18 protein-coding genes are annotated in these 17,204 nt (G+C 74.8%); 5 read left to right on the top strand and 13 right to left on the bottom strand.

Annotated elements, in window-relative coordinates; genetic code table 11:
• The first annotated feature begins 23 nt into the window (after positions 1 to 23).
• The 4 genes from ACYVG5_RS14965 to ACYVG5_RS14950 are packed head-to-tail and all read left to right on the top strand — an operon-like array spanning position 24 to position 4,056.
• Positions 24 to 950 carry an ABC transporter permease gene (locus tag ACYVG5_RS14965; RefSeq protein ID WP_222049979.1) on the top strand — a complete coding sequence of 309 codons (927 nt, stop codon included), beginning with the start codon at positions 24 to 26 and terminating at the stop codon, positions 948 to 950.
• A gap of 33 nt (positions 951 to 983) precedes the next feature.
• Positions 984 to 1,829 (top strand): ABC transporter permease, encoded by an 846-nt coding sequence (locus ACYVG5_RS14960; protein ID WP_222049980.1) that lies wholly within the window; start codon positions 984 to 986, stop codon positions 1,827 to 1,829.
• Positions 1,826 to 2,815 (top strand): pyridoxal-phosphate dependent enzyme, encoded by a 990-nt coding sequence (locus tag ACYVG5_RS14955; RefSeq protein ID WP_222049981.1) that lies wholly within the window; start codon positions 1,826 to 1,828, stop codon positions 2,813 to 2,815. Before ACYVG5_RS14960 ends, ACYVG5_RS14955 begins: the two co-directional genes overlap by 4 nt.
• An 8-nt stretch (positions 2,816 to 2,823) precedes the next feature.
• Positions 2,824 to 4,056: a metal-dependent hydrolase family protein gene (locus ACYVG5_RS14950; protein ID WP_222049982.1), complete on the top strand. Its 1,233-nt coding sequence runs from the start codon at positions 2,824 to 2,826 to the stop codon at positions 4,054 to 4,056.
• A gap of 43 nt (positions 4,057 to 4,099) precedes the next feature.
• On the opposite strand, the gene ACYVG5_RS14945 is transcribed toward ACYVG5_RS14950, so the two are convergent.
• The 7 genes from ACYVG5_RS14945 to ACYVG5_RS14915 form a co-directional block, all read right to left on the bottom strand.
• Positions 4,100 to 5,332: a M20 family metallo-hydrolase gene (locus ACYVG5_RS14945; protein WP_222049983.1), complete on the bottom strand. Its 1,233-nt coding sequence runs from the start codon at positions 5,330 to 5,332 to the stop codon at positions 4,100 to 4,102.
• Positions 5,329 to 6,546: an amidohydrolase family protein gene (locus ACYVG5_RS14940; protein WP_222049984.1), complete on the bottom strand. Its 1,218-nt coding sequence runs from the start codon at positions 6,544 to 6,546 to the stop codon at positions 5,329 to 5,331. The genes ACYVG5_RS14945 and ACYVG5_RS14940 overlap by 4 nt, the downstream gene beginning before the upstream one ends.
• Positions 6,547 to 6,549: 3 nt before the next feature.
• Entirely contained in the window at positions 6,550 to 7,500 is a 951-nt protein-coding gene (locus ACYVG5_RS14935; protein WP_222049985.1) for a serine/threonine dehydratase, read from the bottom strand.
• Complete coding sequence (locus ACYVG5_RS14930) at positions 7,497 to 8,534, bottom strand: glutathione S-transferase family protein (RefSeq protein WP_222049986.1); 1,038 nt, start codon at positions 8,532 to 8,534, stop codon at positions 7,497 to 7,499. The genes ACYVG5_RS14935 and ACYVG5_RS14930 overlap by 4 nt, the downstream gene beginning before the upstream one ends.
• A 50-nt stretch (positions 8,535 to 8,584) precedes the next feature.
• Positions 8,585 to 8,986, bottom strand: a complete 402-nt coding sequence (locus tag ACYVG5_RS14925) for a hypothetical protein (RefSeq protein ID WP_222049987.1) — start codon at positions 8,984 to 8,986, stop codon at positions 8,585 to 8,587.
• A 51-nt stretch (positions 8,987 to 9,037) separates the two neighbouring features.
• A complete protein-coding gene (locus tag ACYVG5_RS14920) occupies positions 9,038 to 9,658 on the bottom strand; it encodes an antibiotic biosynthesis monooxygenase (protein ID WP_222049988.1) in 621 nt (206 codons plus the stop codon).
• A gap of 103 nt (positions 9,659 to 9,761) precedes the next feature.
• Positions 9,762 to 10,619 (bottom strand): formate/nitrite transporter family protein, encoded by an 858-nt coding sequence (locus ACYVG5_RS14915; protein ID WP_222049989.1) that lies wholly within the window; start codon positions 10,617 to 10,619, stop codon positions 9,762 to 9,764.
• 147 nt (positions 10,620 to 10,766) lie between these two features.
• On the opposite strand from ACYVG5_RS14915, the gene solA reads away from it, so the two are divergent.
• Positions 10,767 to 11,915 carry an N-methyl-L-tryptophan oxidase gene (solA, locus tag ACYVG5_RS14910; protein WP_222049990.1) on the top strand — a complete coding sequence of 383 codons (1,149 nt, stop codon included), beginning with the start codon at positions 10,767 to 10,769 and terminating at the stop codon, positions 11,913 to 11,915.
• Positions 11,916 to 11,945: 30 nt separating this feature from the next.
• Here the strand turns inward: solA and ACYVG5_RS14905 are convergent, their stop codons facing one another.
• The 6 genes from ACYVG5_RS14905 to ACYVG5_RS14880 form a co-directional block, all read right to left on the bottom strand.
• Positions 11,946 to 13,532, bottom strand: a complete 1,587-nt coding sequence (locus ACYVG5_RS14905) for a protein kinase domain-containing protein (protein WP_460683298.1) — start codon at positions 13,530 to 13,532, stop codon at positions 11,946 to 11,948.
• 112 nt (positions 13,533 to 13,644) lie between these two features.
• Positions 13,645 to 14,169 (bottom strand): hypothetical protein, encoded by a 525-nt coding sequence (locus tag ACYVG5_RS14900; protein ID WP_222049992.1) that lies wholly within the window; start codon positions 14,167 to 14,169, stop codon positions 13,645 to 13,647.
• A gap of 163 nt (positions 14,170 to 14,332) precedes the next feature.
• The gene (locus tag ACYVG5_RS14895; protein ID WP_222049993.1) at positions 14,333 to 14,713 is read right to left on the bottom strand and encodes a hypothetical protein; all 381 of its coding nucleotides are present in this window, start codon (positions 14,711 to 14,713) and stop codon (positions 14,333 to 14,335) included.
• Between the two features lie 173 nt (positions 14,714 to 14,886).
• Positions 14,887 to 15,510, bottom strand: coding sequence for a hypothetical protein (locus ACYVG5_RS14890; protein ID WP_222049994.1), 624 nt, complete (start codon positions 15,508 to 15,510; stop codon positions 14,887 to 14,889).
• 240 nt (positions 15,511 to 15,750) lie between these two features.
• Complete coding sequence (locus ACYVG5_RS14885; RefSeq protein ID WP_222050042.1) at positions 15,751 to 16,554, bottom strand: class F sortase; 804 nt, start codon at positions 16,552 to 16,554, stop codon at positions 15,751 to 15,753.
• A 73-nt stretch (positions 16,555 to 16,627) separates the two neighbouring features.
• On the bottom strand, positions 16,628 to 17,050 hold the full coding sequence (locus tag ACYVG5_RS14880; RefSeq protein WP_222049996.1) for a hypothetical protein: 423 nt from the start codon (positions 17,048 to 17,050) through the stop codon (positions 16,628 to 16,630).
• Positions 17,051 to 17,204: the final 154 nt, after the last annotated feature.

Raw genomic sequence — 17,204 nt, 5'->3', positions numbered from 1 at the left:
CCCCGGGGCTTGGGAGGCCGCTCGTGAAGGGCACCACCGCGCACATCGTGCGCACGCTCCTGCTGTCGCTGATCACCCTGTTCGGGGTGTCGGTCCTGATCTTCCTGATGCTCCGGGTGCTCCCCGGTGACCCGGCCCGTGTCCTGGCCGGGCTGAACGCCAGCGAGGAGCAGGTCAGCCGGCTCCGCGACCAGCTCGGGCTGGACGACTCGCTGCTGAGCCAGTACTGGTCGTTCATCACCAACCTGCTGCAGGGCGACCTCGGGCAGTCGGCCCGGACCTCGCGGCCGGTGGTCGACGAGATCGCCGTGCGGCTCCCGGCGACGCTGATCCTCGCGGTGGTCGCCACGGTCATCGGCTCGATCGTCGGGGTGGCGGCGGGGGTCATCGCCGCGGTGCGGCGCAACTCGATCCTCGACCACACGATCTCCAGCGTGGCGATGATGGGTGTGTCCATGCCGGTCTACTGGCTGGGCCTGCTGCTCATCCTGCTGTTCGCCGTGACGCTCGGCTGGCTGCCCGCCGCCGGCAGCGGTGAGCCGCTGAGCATCGTGCTGCCGGCGGTGACGCTGGCGGCCTTCTCCACGGCGCTGATCTCCCGGATGACCCGGGCCAGCATGCTCGAGGTGATGGGGCAGGACTACATCCGCACGGCGGAGGCCAAGGGCGCGCCGCCGAAGACGGTGATCATCCGGCACGGGCTGCGCAACGCGTTCATCCCGATCCTGACGGTCATCAGCCTGCAGTTCGGCGCCCTGCTGGGCGGTGCGGTGCTCACCGAGACCGTCTTCGGCTGGCCCGGCATCGGGCGGCTGCTCGTCGACTCGATCGGTGCCCGCGACTTCGCCGTCGTCCAGGGGATCGTGCTGGTCTACGCGGCGGCGTTCATCCTGCTCAACGTGATCGTCGACGTGCTCTACGTCGTGGTCGACCCGCGGATCCGGTACTGACATGACGCGTACTGACATGGTGAGGGGAACCCGATGAGGGCATGGCGGCGCTTCCGTCACCACCCGCCGGCGATGATCGGCCTGGGGATCATCGTGACGTTCGTGGCGCTGGCGATCCTGGCGCCGCTCATCTCGCCGTACGACCCGAATCAACAGAACCTGGTCGCGGCGATCCAGGGTCCCTCGGCGGAGCACTGGCTGGGCACCGACCAGCTGGGCCGCGACATCGCCACCCGGCTGATGTACGGGGCCCGGATCTCACTGATGATCGGCGTCCTCGCCGTGCTCATCGGCTTGGTGATCGGCGTGCCGCTGGGGATGATCGCCGGCTACTACGGCGGCTGGGCCGACCTGGCGATCTCCCGGTTCGCCGACATGATGTTCGCCTTCACGTCCATCCTGCTGGCCCTCACCCTGGTCGCGGTCCTCGGCGTGAACCTGCAGAACGTGATCATCGCGGTCGGGATCAGCGTGATCCCGGTGATCATCCGGCTGGTGCGCTCCTCGGTGCTGAGCCTGCGCGAGGAGCCCTACGTGGAGGCTGCGCGGGCCCTGGGCGCGAGCAACCTGCGGATCATCACCCGGCACGTCTTCCGCAACTCGCTGACCCCGGTGCTCGTGCACGGCACGCTGAGCATCGGGGTGAGCATCCTGCTCGCCGCTGGGCTCGGCTTCCTCGGCCTGGGCGTCCAGTCACCCACCGCCGAATGGGGCACGATGCTGGGGGAGGGCCGGCAGTTCATCTTCAGCGCCCCGCACCTGACGACGTTCCCCGGGATCGCGATCTTCCTGGCCATCCTCGCCTTCAACCTGCTCGGCGACGGTCTGCGGGACGCGCTGGACCCGCGGATGCGGACCGTCGACCAGCCGGCCGGATGACCGGCACCGGCACCGCCGCGGACGTGCGCGGCGACCTGGTCACGATCGACGACGTCCGCCGCGCCGCGGACCGGATCGCCGGGCGGGTGCACCGCACCCCCGTGCACCGCTCGACCAGCCTGGGCGAGCAGTGCGGCGTGCGGCTGGACCTCAAGGCGGAGGTCTTCCAGCGCACCGGCAGCTTCAAGGCGCGCGGGGCGCTGAACAAGGTGCTCTCGCTGTCGGCGGCCGACCGCGCCCGCGGGGTGATCACCGTGTCGGCCGGCAACGCCGGCGCCGCGGTCGCGTTCGCCGCCGCCAGCGTGGGCGTGCCCGGCACGGTGGTCATGCCCGCGACCGCGGTGCCGGGGAAGATCGCGGCCTGCCGGGCCTACGGCGCCGACGTCGTGCTCACCGACGGCGACCTGGTCCAGTGCTACCTCGACACCATGGCCGAGACCGGCCGGGTCGCCGTGCACCCCTTCGACGACCCGGCGGTGGTCGCCGGCACCGGAACAGTCGGGCTGGAGATCGCCGAGGACGTGCCCGACGCCGAGGTGGTCCTGGTGCCGGTCGGCGGCGGCGGGTTGATCTCCGGCGTGGCCACCGCGCTGGCGGCCCTCGCCCCCGGCGTCCGGGTGATCGGGGTCGAACCGGAGACCGCCGACGTGATGACCCGCAGCCTGCAGGCCGGGGAGCCGGTGCGGCTGCCGACGGCCCGCAGCGTCGCCGACGGGCTGGCCGCGCCGATGAGCGGCGAGGTGACCGTGGCCCACGTGCAGGCCTTCGTCGACCGGGTGGTCCGGGTCAGCGACGAGGACATCCTGCGCGCGCTGGCGCTCACCGTGCAGCGCACCAAGCTGCTGCTCGAACCGGCGGCCGCCGCGCCGCTGGCCGCGCTGATGACCGGCGTCCTGGACCTGCCCCCGGGCACCCGGGTGGTCTCCGTCGCCAGCGGCGGCAACGTCGACCTGGCCCTGTTCGGCCGCCTTCCCACTCCTTCCTGAGAGGTCCCATGAGCACCGCGAGCTTCCTGCTCCGCAATGTCACGGTCGTCGACGGCACGGGCGCCGAGCCCGTCCCCGGGCAGGCGGTGGTCGTCGAGGGGCGGCGGATCGCCTGGATCGGGCCGGACGGGCAGGCGCCCAGCACCGCGCCGGAGTCCGTCGTCGACGGCGGCGGGCGCACCGTGCTGCCCGGCCTGATCAACTGCCACGTGCACCTCACCGCCGACGGCGCGCCGGACCTGTTCGCCCAGGTGGCCGGTGACACCGTCCCGGTGGCCACCCTGCGGGCGGCGCGCAGCGCCGTGGTCACCCTCCAGTCGGGCGTGACCACCGTGCGCGACTGCGGCGCCGCCGACGACATCGTGGTCGAACTGGCCAAGGAGATCGCCCGGGGCGCGGTCCCCGGACCCCGGGTGCAGGCGGCCGGCCGGGTCATCACCATGACCGGCGGGCACGGGCACTTCATCGGCCGCGAGGCCGACGGCCCGGACGAGGTGCGCAAGGCCACCCGCGCGGAGATCAAGTCCGGTGCCGCGGTGATCAAGGTGATGGCCACCGGTGGGGTGCTGACACCCGGGGTCTCGCCCACCCAGACCGCGCTGCTGCCCGAGGAGCTCGCGGTCGTGGCCCAGGAGGCGCACAACTCCGGTCGCCGGGTGACCACCCACGCCATCGGCCGGGCCGGTATCGCCAACGCGCTGAGCGCCGGCATCGACTCGGTGGAGCACGGCTTCTACCTCGACGACGAACTGCTCGACCTGGCCGTCGACCAGGGCACCTTCCTGGTGCCGACCATGCTCGCCGTCGACGGGATCATCCGGAACGGCCTGGCGCGGGGCATCCCGGCGTGGGTCGTCGACAAGGCCGAGCGGGAGGCCCAGCAGCAGCGGACCAGCTTCGCCGCGGCGGTCGCCTCGGGCATGCGGATCGCCGCCGGCACCGACGCCGGAACGCCGTTCAACGCCCACGGCGACCTGGCCCAGGAGCTCGCCCTGATGGTCGAGCACGGGCTGACCGCGATGCAGGCCCTCGTCGCCGCCACGTCCAGTGCCGCGGAGAACCTGGGCATGGCCACCGAGATCGGCACCCTGGAGGTCGGCAAGCTCGCCGACCTCATCGTGGTCGACGGCGACCCGGTCACCGACATCACCGCGACCGGCCGCGTCGTGCTGGTGGTCAAGGACGGCGTCGTCCACCGGGACGGGCTGGCCGGCACGGGCGCCGCCGTCCCCACCGCCTGATCGACCCCGGGGGGCCAAAGTCGCGACTTTGGCCCCCCGGGGGTCAGGTGAAGGCGAGCCGGTGCAGCGCGGTGGCCAGCACGGAGGCGCCGCGGACGCAGTCCTCCGGCGAGGTGTACTCGGCGGGGGTGTGCGAGCGCCCCTCCACGCTGGGCACGAACACCATCGCCGTCGGCACCCGGGAGGCCATCAGCTGGCTGTCGTGGCCGGCTCCGCTGGGCATCCGCCGCCAGCTCGCGCCACACCGCTCGGCGGCTTCCCGGCAGACGTCGAGCAGCCCCCCGTCCATCGTCGCGGGCTCCTCGTCCTTGTCCCGCACCACGTCGACCTCGACGCCGTGCCGGGCGGCCACCGAGCTGCAGATCCGGTGCACCCCGTCGAGCAGCCGGTCGCGGACGGCGAGGTCGGGGTGCCGCAGGTCCAGCGAGAACCGGGCCAATCCGGGGACGACGCTGGGCTGCCCGGGCTCGACGGTCCAGCGCCCGGTGGTGGCCACCGCGGGCCGGCCCTCCTGCTCGACCAGCACGGTGATCTCCCGGGCCATCTGCGCGGCGGCCTGCAGGGCATCCTTCCGCAGGTCCATCGGGGTGGCGCCGGCGTGGTCCTGCCGGCCGTGCACGGTGATCGTCTCCCACGCGATGCCCGGGATGACCTCCACCAGGCCGACGTCCAGGCCCTCGTCGGCCAGCACCCGGCCCTGCTCGATGTGCAGCTCCAGGAACGCGCGCAGGTCGTGCCGCTCGGCGTCCGGCACCGCGGCCGGGTCCAGACCGGCCCGGCGCATGGCCTCGGCCAACGTCATGCCGTCCCGGTCCAGCAGCCGCTCGGGCTCGTCCGGGGCGACCAGCCCGAGCATGGCCCGGGTGCCGAGGAAGTTGGCCGGGAAGCGGCTGCTCTCCTCCTCGCACAGGGCCACGACCTCCAGGGTGGTGGTCGGGGTGCCGTGCGCGCGCAGCGCCGCCAGGGCGGCGAGGCCGCCGACCACGCCCAGCGCGCCGTCGTACTTGCCGCCGGAGGGCACGGTGTCCACGTGCGAGCCGGTGAGGATCACGCCGTCCCCGGAGCCCGGCAGCCGCCCGAACACGTTGCCCACGGCGTCGACCCGGCCCTCCAGGCCGGCCTCGTCGATCCATCCGAGCAGGGTGTCCCGGGCCCGCTGCCAGGCATCGTCATACACGAACCGGTACATGCCGTCCGGGGTCTCCCCGATGGCGCCGAGCTCGGTGACGTAGCTGCCGAGCAGCTCCTGGTCGACGGTGATCGGGTCGGTGGTCATGCGGTGCCTCCGGTGGTCGGGGTGGTGGTGGGCCGGTCCACCTGCCGGCCGGCGAGGACCACTGCCCGCACGTCGGTGAGCGCGGCCACGTCGTCGAGCGGGTTGCCCGCGGTGACGACGACGTGTCCCGGCGCGCCGACCGACAGGTGCCCGAGGTCCGGCCGCAGGAGGCACCGGGCAGCCGTGGCGGTGACCGCCCGCAGCGCCTGCGTCGTCGTCAGCCCGATGTCGGCCACCAGCAGCGCCGCCTCCTCGGCGACGCCGCCGTGCGGGTTGAACGGGGTTCCGGCGTCGGTGGCCCCGGCGATCGGGATGCCGGCCCGTGCCGCGCGCCGCAGCGACTCGACGGCCACGCCGTGGATCTCCTCGGCCCTGGCCACCACGGCCGGGTCGACCAGGTGGCGGTTGCGCAGCATCCGGGCCACCGCGACCTGGGTGGTCACCAGCACCGCTCCCGTCGTGGCCATCAGCCCGACGGTCTCGTCGTCGAGGAGGTAGCCGTGCTCGACGCTGGTCGCCCCGGCACGCAACGCCCGCCGGGTGCCCTCGTTTCCGATGGCGTGGGCGGCGACCCACCGGCCCTGGTCGCGGGCCGCGGCGGCCGCGGCGGCCAGCTCGTCCTCGGCGAAGGGCGCGTTGCCGAGGGCGGCCCCGGGGGTCAGCACGCCGCCGGTCGCGACCAGCTTGATCCCGCCGGCGCCGCGGGCGAGCTCCTCGCGGGCCGCCGCGGCCATCGCCTCCTCGCCCAGGACCTCGACGCCGAGGTAGGGGATGTGCCCGCCGGGCGCGGTGATCGCCCGGCCGGCCGCCGACACCCCGGCCCCCGGCAGGCGGCCGGCGGCGATCTCCCGGCCGACGTCGATCGCGATGCCTCCCGGCGCGCCCAGGTCGCGCACCGCGACCGTGCCGGCCTGCAGCGCGCGCAGCGCGTTGGCCGCCGAGACGGCGGCCAACGCCGCGGGCGTCGAGCCGACCACCGAGCCCATGAAGTCGGGAGCGCCGTCGGCGACCAGGTGCACGTGGGCGTCGATCATCCCGGGCAGGACCGTGCCCCCGCCGACGTCCACCTCGGTCGCGGTCGCGGCCACGTGCGGGCCGCGGCCGGCCGGGCCGACGTAGCTGATCCGGCCGTCCTCGACCACCACCAGGCCGTCGGCCAGCGGGGCGCCGGCGACGGGCAGCACGTGTCCGCGCAGCACGAGGATCCCGCCCACCGGTCAGACCCCCGTCCCGGGCAGGACCGACCAGGACGCGGGGTCCAGGTTGGCGCCGCAGACGACGGCACCCACCGCTGCCCCGGCGGGTGCGGCGTACGCACCGCACAGCAGGGCGGCGAGCGCCGTCGCCCCGCCGGGTTCGGCGAGCACCCGCAGCTCCTCCCACAGCACCCGCTGCGCCTGCCGGATCGCGTCGTCGGGCACCAGGACCGCCTCGTCCACGTACCGGCCGGTCAGGTCGGCGGCGATGGTGCCCAGCCGCCGGGCACCGAGGGCGTCGGCGGCGATGCCGCCGACCTCCACGTCGACCGGCTCGCCGGCCAGCCGCGCGGCCTGCAGCGTCGGTGCCCCCTCGGGCTCCACCGCGACCAGGGTGAGGCTGTCGGTGTACCAGGCGGCGCACCCGGCGATGAGCCCGCCGCCACCGACCGCGACGAGGACGACGTCCAGGTCGGGGCGCTGCTGGCCCAGCTCGACCGCGACCGTGCCCTGGCCGGCGACGACCGCGGGCTGGTCGTAGGCGTGCACCCGCAGCGCGCCGGAGCGGTCGGCGTGCTCGACGCTGGCCTGGTAGGCCTCGGCGTAGTCCGCGCCGACGGCGGTGACCTGGGCGCCGTACCGCCGGATCCGCTCCTGCTTGGCCGCCGGCGCGGTGGAGGGCACGAAGACCTCCGCCCGGTGCCCGAGCGCCGAGGCGGCGTAGGCCACCGCGGCGCCGTGGTTGCCGCCGGACGCCGCGATCACCCCGGCGGCCGGCACCTCCGCCGCGAGCAGGGCGTTGAAGGCGCCGCGCACCTTGAAGGACCCGGAGTGCTGCATCGTCTCGAGCTTGAGGGCGACGTCGTGCGGCAGGCCGACCCGGTCGCCGTCCAGGACGGCGACGGGGGTGCGCCGGGCGACGGGGGCGATCCGGACGGCGGCCCGCCGCACGTCCGCGCGGAGCACGGTCACCGGCCGGTCCCGCCGGCGCCGTGGCCTGCCGGCACCTCCTCCCCGGGGGCGACCGGCCCGGGCGGGGTGCCGTCGCCGAACGGGGAGCCGCCCAGCTCCTCGCGGCCGTGCGCGGTGAGCCAGTTCGACGTGTCCGGCCCCAGCGGGACGATCTGCGTCGGGTTGATGTCGGCGTGCACGACGTAGTAGTGCTGCTTGATCGACGGGAAGTCGGTGGTGTCGCCGAAGCCGGGGGTCTGGAAGAGGTCGCGCGCGTAGGCCCACAGCACCGGCATCTCGCTGAGCTTCTGGCGGTTGCACTTGAAGTGGCCGTGGTACACGGCGTCGAAGCGGGCGAGCGTGGTGAACAGCCGGACGTCGGCCTCGGTGATCGACCCACCCATCAGGTACCGGCGGCCGCGAAGCCGGTCGGAGAGCTGGTCGAGGGCGGTGAACAGCCGCTCGTAGGCCGTGTCGTAGGACCGTTGCGAGCCGGCGAAGCCGCACCGGTACACGCCGTTGTTGACCTCGGTGAAGACGTGCTCGATGACCTCGCTCATCTCGTCGCGCAGCGCCTCGGGCCACAGGTCGGGAGCGCCCTCGCGGTGGTGCGCCGTCCACTCGGTGGAGAGGTCCAGCGTGATCTGCTTGAAGTCGTTGGTCACGACGGCCCCGCTGGGGACGTCGACCATCGCCGGCACGGTGATGCCGCGGCTGTACGCGGGGTCGCGGGCCAGGAACGCCTCCTGCAGCCGCTCGTAGCCCAGCACCGGGTCGCGGCCGCCGGGGTCCTCGTCGAAGGTCCAGCTGCGCTCGTCGTGGGTCGGACCGCAGATGCCCATCGAGATCACCGGTTCCAGGCCCAGCAGCCGGCGGACGATCACGGCACGGTTGGCCCACGGGCACGCCCGGGCCACGACCAGCCGGTACCGGCCGGCCTCGACCGGCCAGCCGCCGGCCCCGTCGGCGGTGATCCGGTCGGTGATGTAGTTCTGGTCGCGCTGGTAGTCCTGGCCGGGGGCGACGTAGCCGGAGCCGCTGGTGTCGTTGCTCACCCGGCCAGCCTCCCCGACCCGGCGTCGGGGCGCACTCGCGGGGGGAGTGGTCAGCCGGCCTCGGCGAGCTCCTCGGGCACGGGCAGGCCGAGCAGGTCCAGCAGCCGGACGACGGTGTCCTCGACGACGTCGTCGTCGGGCTTGCCGCTGCCGTCCTCGGCGACCAGCGGGCGCAGCTCGTCGGGCTGCGGGGCGCGGCCCAGCGTCTGCGCCGCCCAGCCGAGGAAGGCATCGACCTCCGCCGGCACGTCGACGGGCTGGCTGGCGTCGGGGTCGGCGAAGAAGTCGCGCGGCTGGGCGCCGAGGTAGAAGCGGCCGAGCCCGGGCGGGGCCGGCCGGTAGTCGATGGTGGCGATGTCGCTGTCGTGCACGTCGACCACCAGCTCGGGGCCGGTGCCGCTGCGCTGCTGCCACTGTCCGTCGCGGAAGATGAAGGTGCCGAAGTAGCCCACCCGCCCAGCCTCCCCTGCGAACAACCGTCCGGGGGACAGGCGCGCGCGTGGTCAGACCATCTCGGGCACCCGCAGGTGGGCGACGACGAGGTCGAACTCGGCGACCTCGAGCACCCGCACCCCGGTCATCTGCGTGTACTCCTCGCGCATGGCCGCGATCTGCCCGGTCGAGCGGTCCATGGTGGATCGCCCGGCGTAGCAGACCGCCGTCGCGCTGCGTCCGGTGTGCCGGTCGACGAACTGGCTGACGCTGCAGAAGCCGGGGACGTCCTCGAGCTCGGGGACCATGCTGTAGGTGTAGACGTCCAGGTCGCGGTCGAGCTGCTCGGGCCGGCTCTGCCCCACGGTGAGCCGCACGCAAGCGCCGTCGCCGGCCGGCCGCACCCGGTGCAGCCGGGCGATCTCCCATTCAGCGATCTCGGGCTCGCCGCCGAGCACCCGGGCGGCATCGGTGCGCAGCGCGCCGGCGCTCTCGCCGTGGCGCCGCATCGCCTCCTCGCGGTCCCAGGCGGTGGTGACGATGCACCGGCCGGACCCGCGGTCGGCCAGCATGGACAGCCCGATGCAGCCCTCCAGGTCCTGCAGCGTGGGCCAGGCGTGGTCGCGGACGCGGGTGATGCCGTCGGCCACGGCGTGCGGGGCGCCCCGGACGGTGGTGCTCCTGGCGTGCATGCGCGCTCCTCCCCGGCAGGGCGACGCCCCGGCAGCGCCGCCGCGTCGGACCACTGTGCGCGTCGGGCCGGCCGGCAGCAACCCCTCGGGCCGGTGCCGCGGGTCAGCCGCGCTCGGCGGGCTCGGCCTGCTCCGCGGCCTCGTTCTCGCCGGGGTCGTCCTTGAGGAAGAGGTACCAGTAGGAGGTCGAGACGAAGACGACGGCGCCGACGAGGTTGCCGGCACCGGCGAGCAGCCAGTTCAGGAGTGTGTCGCCCCAGCCGAGATCCGGGACGCCGGCGAAGATCGCGGCCGGCAGGAAGAACATGTTGGCGACGACGTGGTCGAACCCCATCGCCACGAACGCCATGATCGGGAAGAAGATCGCCAGGACCTTCCCCGACACGGTGGTGGCGGCCAGCGACATCCAGACCGCGAGGCAGACCAGCCAGTTGCAGCCGACGCCGCGCAGGAACGTCTCCCAGGCGGTGTGCCCGGTCGCCTTGCCCTGGGCGATCTCGGTGAGCCGCTCGTAGGCCAGGCCCGCGCCGCTGTCGGCGGCGGACCCGGCGTCGCCGATGACGCCGGTCTGCACGGCGAGGAAGAACGCGACGACGAGTGCCCCGACCAGGTTGCCCAGCAGAACCAGGGTGAGGTTCTTGACCACGTCGCCGCCGGAGATCTTGCCGCGCATGGCGCTGAGCGGGACCAGCATCATGTTCCCCGTCGCAAGGTCGGAGCCCGCGATGAGGACGAGTACCAGCCCGAGGGTGAAGGCCGCGCCGGTGAAGAGCGTCGGCAGGGTGCCCCAGGTCCCCGGGTCCAGCCCGGCCGAGACGATGATGGCGACCAGCGCCCCGAACCCGATGTAGGCGCCGGCGAGGAACGCGCTGACCAGCACTCGGTCCCAGGTGCGGGTGGTCTTCTTGGCCCCGGTCGCGGCGGCGGCCTGGGCCATGTCCTTCGGTTCGCGAGCGGTCATGGGGGCTCCCGGTGCGTCACGGTGGGGGATGCGGGCAGTCTGCTCTCGACACGGTGGTGCCCGCAGCTCAGGACGGCGACCCGACCGTGGCTGGACGGCGGTCGACGGCACCGCATCGGCACCGCATCGGCGACGAGGAGGACCGGCATGGCGGACTACGACGTGATCGTGGTGGGGCTGGGCGGGATGGGCAGCGCGGCGGCGGCGCACCTGGCCGCCCGGGGGCAGCGGGTGCTCGGGCTGGAGCGCTACGGGCCGGCGCACGACCGGGGCTCGAGCCACGGGGGGTCGCGGATCATCCGGCAGTCCTACTTCGAGGACCCGGCGTACGTGCCGCTGCTGCTGCGCTCGTACGAGCTGTGGGAGCAGCTGCGCGTCGACTCGGGGGAGGACGTCATCCAGCTGACCGGGGGCCTGTACTTCGGGCCGCCGGACAGCGGCCTGGTGACCGGCAGCCTGCGGGCGGCGCGGGAGTGGGACCTGCCGCACGAGCTGCTGGACGCCGGGGAGGTGCACCGCCGTTTCCCGACGCTCACGGCGGGGCCGGACGAGGTGGGGCTGTACGAGGCGGCGGCCGGGTTCGTCCGCCCCGAGGTAACGGTGGCCGCGCACCTGGGCCTGGCCGAGGCGCGGGGAGCCGAGCTGCACTTCGACGAGCCGGTGCTCACGTGGATGGCGACGCCGGGCGGTGGGGTGTCGGTGACGACCGCGACCGGCTCGTACTCCGCCGGCCGGCTGGTGATTTGCCCGGGGGCGTGGGCGCCGGAGCTGCTGGCGCAGCTGGGGCTGCCGCTGACGGTGGAACGGCAGGTCATGTACTGGTTCCAGCCACTGCGCGGGGTGCTGCCCTACCTGCCGGCGCGGCAGCCGGTGTACATCCACGAGGACGCCACGGGAACCCAGCTCTACGGCTTCCCGGCGATCGACGGCCCCGAGGGCGGGGCGAAGGTGGCGTTCTTCCGCCGCGGGACCCCGTGCACCCCCGAGACGCTCGACCGGGAGGTGCACCCGCCCGAGGTCACCGTGATGGCCGAGCACCTCGCCGACGTGCTGCCCACGCTGCCGGGCCGCTTCCTGTCGGCGGCGGCGTGCATGTACACGACCACGCCCGACCAGCACTTCGTGATCGCGCCGCACCCGCAGGCCGACCAGGTGATCGTGGCGTGCGGATTCTCCGGGCACGGCTTCAAGTTCGTCCCGGTGGTGGGGGAGATCCTGGCCGACCTGGCCACCACCGGCACGACGGCGCACCCGATCGGGCTGTTCGACCCGAACCGGCCGGCACTCGGCCGCTGACCGACGCATCGGGGACGGCGGACGGGCGGGTCAGTCGCTGCCGCGCCCGTTCCCGTTGCCGTTGCCCCGGCCGTTGCCGTTCCCGTTGCCCCGGTCGTTCCCGTTGTCGCCGTCCTCCTCGTCGGACCAGTCGCGGTTCTCCCACCAGTCCCCGTCGTCCCGGTTCCTGTCCCCGTCGTCCTGATCGGGCTCCTCGGTGACGACGACGGTCTCCGTGGCGGGCGCCGGCGCCGGCGCCGGGGGCGGGGCGGGCTCGGGTGCCGGCGGCGGCGCGACCGCGTGCGTGACGGTGACCGGGCTGCCCGGGGTCAGCTCGCCGACCGGGTCGACCGCGATCACCGAGCCGTCGGCCACATCGGCGGTGGTCAGCGGGCGGAGCGTGACCACGAGCCCGAACAGCGCGAGCTCGGCCTCCACCTCGGCGACCGGCCGGCCGACGTAGTCGGCCGAGGCGACCAGCAGCCGCGGCGTCGTGGTCGTGGGCGCCGCGGTGGTCGTCGTCGCCGGGGCCGTGCCGGCCGCCTCGGAGGAGTCGGCGGCGCCGAAGGTCCGGGCGATGCCGAACGTGATCGCGGCGACCGCGAGCAGCGCGATCAGCGGTACGAGCAGCCGGCGGCGGCGCGCCGGCGGGGCGTCGCCGGGCTCGTCGCCGAGGAACTGCGCGGGCAGGACCTGGGTGTCGAACAACTGGGTGGGTGGCTGGGCCGTGGCCCCGGCGGCGGTGGCGCCCGGGTGGGCGGCTGCCGGGCCGGTGGACGGAGGGACGAGGGCGCGTCCGGCCCGGGTGTCCTCGACCGCGGCGCGGAAGGCGGCGCCGTCGGGGAATCGCTGGGCCGGGTCCTTGGCCAGGGCCCGATCGACCAGCTGCCGCACGCGCTCGGGGACGTCGTCGGGCAACGGCTGGGGGGTCTCGTGGATCTGCTTGAGCGCGATCTGCACCGAGCTCTCGCCGGTGAACGCGCGGCGGCCGGTCAGGCACTCGTAGGCGACGACGCCGAGGGAGTAGACGTCGCTGGCGGCCGTGGCCCGGATGCCCCGGGCCTGCTCGGGGGAGAGGTACTGCGCCGTCCCGATGACCTGGCCGACCTGGGTGAGCGGCACGCTGGACGCCGACGAGGCGGCGCCGAAGTCGGTGATCTTGACCTCGCCGGCCCGGGCCATCAGCAGGTTCCCCGGCTTGATGTCGCGGTGCACGATGCCGAGGGCGTGCGCGGCGGCGAGCCCGGCGGCGGCCTGCTCGAGCACGTCGAGCGTGCGGCCGGGGCTGAGCCGCTGCTCCCCGGCGAGCAACGTGGACAGTGGCTCGCCGTCCACCAGCTCCATCACCAGGTAGGCGAGGTGCTCGTCGGCGTCGGACCCGGGCGGGCCGGGGAGGACCTCGCCGTAGTCGAACAGCGTCGCGACGTTCGGGTGGTGCAGGCGTGCGGTGTGCTGCGCCTCGGCGCGGAAGCGCGCCAGGAAGTCGGCGTTGCCGGTGTACTCGCTGCGCAGCACCTTGACGGCGACGTCGCGGTCCAGCCGGGTGTCGCGCGCCCGCCAGACCTGGCCCATGCCGCCGGTGGCGATCAGGGACACCAGTTCGTAGCGGTCACCGAAGGTGCGGCCCCTCGGCGTCACGACATCCCCCTGACCTTCCGTCGGCGACCTCGCCGACCCGTTCCCCCACCATCCCATCAAGCGGACGGCGGTGCGGCCGGGGTGTCCTCCGGGCAGGGGTGGCCCGATCGGGTCAGGCAGCGACCTGGACGGGGATCTCGGCGGTGGCGGCCTCGGCGAACAGCACGCGCACCTGCAGCCCGTCCTCGTCCGGGGTGTCGATCAGCTCGGTGCGCGACTCGGCGGCGGGCAGTTCGACGGCGGGCAGTTCGACGGCGGGCAGTTCGACGGCGGGCAGTTCGACGGCGGTCTGGGCGTCGGCGGACACCTCGGCCGGGGCGTCGGCGGCCGCGGCCGGCATCGGCATCGGCAGCATCGCCGGCTCCTCGGCCAGCACGAACGGCTCGGCAGCGACGGCCGGCTCGGCCGTGCCGGCCGGCTCGGTCGTGCCGGCCGGCTCGGTCGTGCCGGCCGGCTCGGTCGTCAGCAGGGCCATCACCGGCGGGGCGGGCACGGACGGCGCCGGCGGCGCCTCCCATAGCCGGGCCAGGAAGGCGAGGTGGGCCATGCCCTCCTCGTAGGTCTGCGCGATGGCGGTGAGGCACTCGGCCGCCCGGTCCTGGACCGAGACGTCCCCGTCGACTCCGAGAATGGTCACGGCCCACTCATCGGCAGGTCGTCGCGAGCACGTGACCACGTGCGGCCGCCAATGTCGGGTCTTCTTTTCGGTGCCGCTCGGGTGCTCGGCGTGCGCGCTGCGGCCGAGGGTCACCAGCGGTGCCGACCCGCGTCCCCCGGCGTCGCAGCCGCCGGGCGGCAGATCAGGCCGGGCGGGCGCTGCGCCGTGCGGCGACGGCGCAACCCGCGGCCGCGGCGAACGCCAGGCCGCCGAGCGCGTAGGGCAGCGCGTCGCTGCCGCCGGTGCTGCCATCGCCGGCGGCCACGCTCCCGGCCGGCTGCTCGGCGACCTGGGGGGTGGTGCCCGCGGCCGCGCCGGCGAACGCGTGCTCCTCGCAGGCGGTGCCGTTGTCGTTGCCGTCGAGGCCGTTCGGGTCGCTGGGGTCGGCGACGAGCACGGCCTGCGCCTGCGCCTGCGTCGGGAAGTCGGCGCAGTCGACGTCCGCTGCCAGCGCCGTCCCGGTCATCGGCACGGACACGGCGGCGAACACGACGGCGACGGCGACGCTGGTGCGGAGACGCATGCTTGCTCCTTCGACGAACAGGTTGGTCGCGGCAAGTCAGCCAGATCAGCACTGTGCGTGACCAGGGGTCGACGGCGTGTCCCGGCTGGCGCGCCGAGCACTGTTATCGCAGCGTGATCAGCGCCCGAACGGAGCTCCGGCCGGCGCCGGCGGAGGCGCCGGCCGGAACCGGTTCAGGCCATCTCCGGCACGCGCAGGTGCGCCACGGCCACCTCGAATTCGGCGACGTCGGTGACCTGCGCACCCATGGCCGAGACGAACTGATCGCGCATCGCCGTGCCCATGGCGCGGGACTGCGCCAGGGCGTCCCGGCTCTCGTAGGTGATCGCCACCGAACCCTTCCCGGTGTTCCGGTCGGCCATCAGGCTCACGCTGCAGAAACCGGGGAGGTTCTCCAGGCGCGGCAGCAGGCCCGTCCGGAAGGCGTCGATCATCCCGTCGGCCCCGGCGGGCTCGACGGCGGTCCAGATGACCCGGGTGCACGCGCCGTCCCCGGCCGGATGCACCCGGTGGAGGGCGGCGATCTCCCATTCCTGGACGTCGACCGCGTCGGCCCGCAGCACCTCTGCGGCCCGGCTGCGGATCTCGTGCACACTCGCGGCACTGGCCTGCAGCGCCTCGTCGGTCGCCCAGGCGGCGGTCACGATGCACCGGCCTCCGGCGCGGTCGGCCAGCATCGACATCCCGACGCAGCCGCTCATGTCCTGGAGCCGCGGCCAGACCGTGTTCCGGACGTACTCGATGCCCTCGTCGACGGAGCGCGGGTCGCCGCGCACGGTGGTGGTTCTGGCGTACATGCCAGTTCTCCTCCCTGGCGGCGCCCCGGCGGCGTCGCCGCGAGGGCGACTGTCCTCGTCGGGTACGGGCCGGACGGCGCTGCTGATCGTCGTGCCCGGTGCGGCGGCGCGTTCGGACGGGGTGGAGGCGGCCGGCCACGCTGCGCCGCTCGGGTCGGCCCGGATCGTCGGTGAGCGGGGAGACGCGGGGCCACCCGCGGCGGGCTTCCGGTACAGAAGCCCGCTGCCGGCCGACCGGGCTCAGGCGGTGGCGACCAGGGTGGCGAAGACGATCACGTTTTCCCGGTAGTCGCCGGTGTCCTCGTCGAAGCTGCCGCCGCAGGTGATCAGCCGTAGCCCGGCGGTGTCGATGTCGCCGTAGACGGCGTCGCCGGGGAACTCGTCCTTGTCGTGCTCCTCGACCCGGTCGACCCGGAAGATCGCGAGGGTGCCGTCGGCGCGGTGCACGACCACCTCGTCGCCGGGGAGGAGCTCGCGCAGGCCGTAGAAGGCCCCGGGCTTCCCGTCCCAGTCGACGTGGCCGGCCAGCACGGCCGGGCCGAGCTGCCCGGGGGTCGGGCTGCGGTCGTACCAGCCGACCGGGTAGGCGCCGGGCGGCACCTCCATCGAGCCGTCGCGCGCCAGGCCGAGCGGCATCACGTCCGAGGTGACGCCGAGGGCCGGGAGCTGGACCCGGACCGGCTCGCTGGCCGGGAGCGGGAGCACCAGGGCCGGCGCGGTGGCAGCCGCGGCCACCGGTGTCGCCGCGGGAACGGTGGCCGGCGCGGCCACCACCACGACCGGGACGTCGAGGCGGCTGGGGCGCGGTGGGCCGGCGGGCAGCACGACGACGGCGGCCACCCCGGCGGCGGCGAGAACGACCGACGTCCCGGCCCACAGGCGCGCGGCGACCGGCCGGGGCGCCCGGTGCCGGGTGCGCCGCTGCGATGGATGCCGGGTGCGGTCGTAGCGGGTGATCCGCGGGGAGTCCGGGGACGGCACGCCGGGCGGCCGAGGTGGCGCCGACGGGAGCAACGGCGGGGGATAGGCGCCCCGGATGCGCACGGGATCACCCGCCGGGGTTCCGGGAACACCCGGGCGGGGCGCGCTGGGTGGGCGGTCGGGCACGGCCGGACGGTCAGGCCGCAGCGCGGGAGCTGCGCCGGGCGGCGACCGCGGCGCCGGCGGCCCCGGCGGCCCCGGCGAAGGCCAGCCCGCCGAGGGCGTAGCGGAGCGCGCCGCCCTCGACCTCGGTGCTGCCGTCGCCGGCGGCGACCGGGCCGGCCGGGCGGGTGGCCACTTGCGCCGTTCCGAACGCGGTGCTGTCCTCGGCGACCGCCGGCGCGCCGGCGGCGGCGGGGAGGGTCTCGCAGGCGGAGCCGTCGTCGTCGGTGTCCAGGCCGTTCGGGTCGTCCGGTGCGGCGATGAGCGCCGCCTGCGCCTCGGCCTGGGTGGCGAAGTCGCTGCAGTCGAGGTCGGCGGCGCCCGCCGTGCCGGGGAAGCCGAGGGACAGTGCCGCGGCGACGAGGACGCCGGCGGCTGCGGTGGTGCGACGACGCATGAGGGGCTCCTGGGACGGGGGTGGCGCGTGGGACCACTGTGACGCCGGCGCCGTCCGATCGCGGGGTGCGACGACCAGCGTGTCGTGCTCACCCGGCGGGCGGGCGGTTGGCAGGTTCTGTGCCGGCCACGGTCGGGCGCCGGCGGTGGTACCG

Source organism: Modestobacter lapidis (assembly GCF_054780755.1).
Note: the sequence above shows the minus strand (reverse complement) of the source record. Positions and strands in the feature narration are given on the sequence as shown.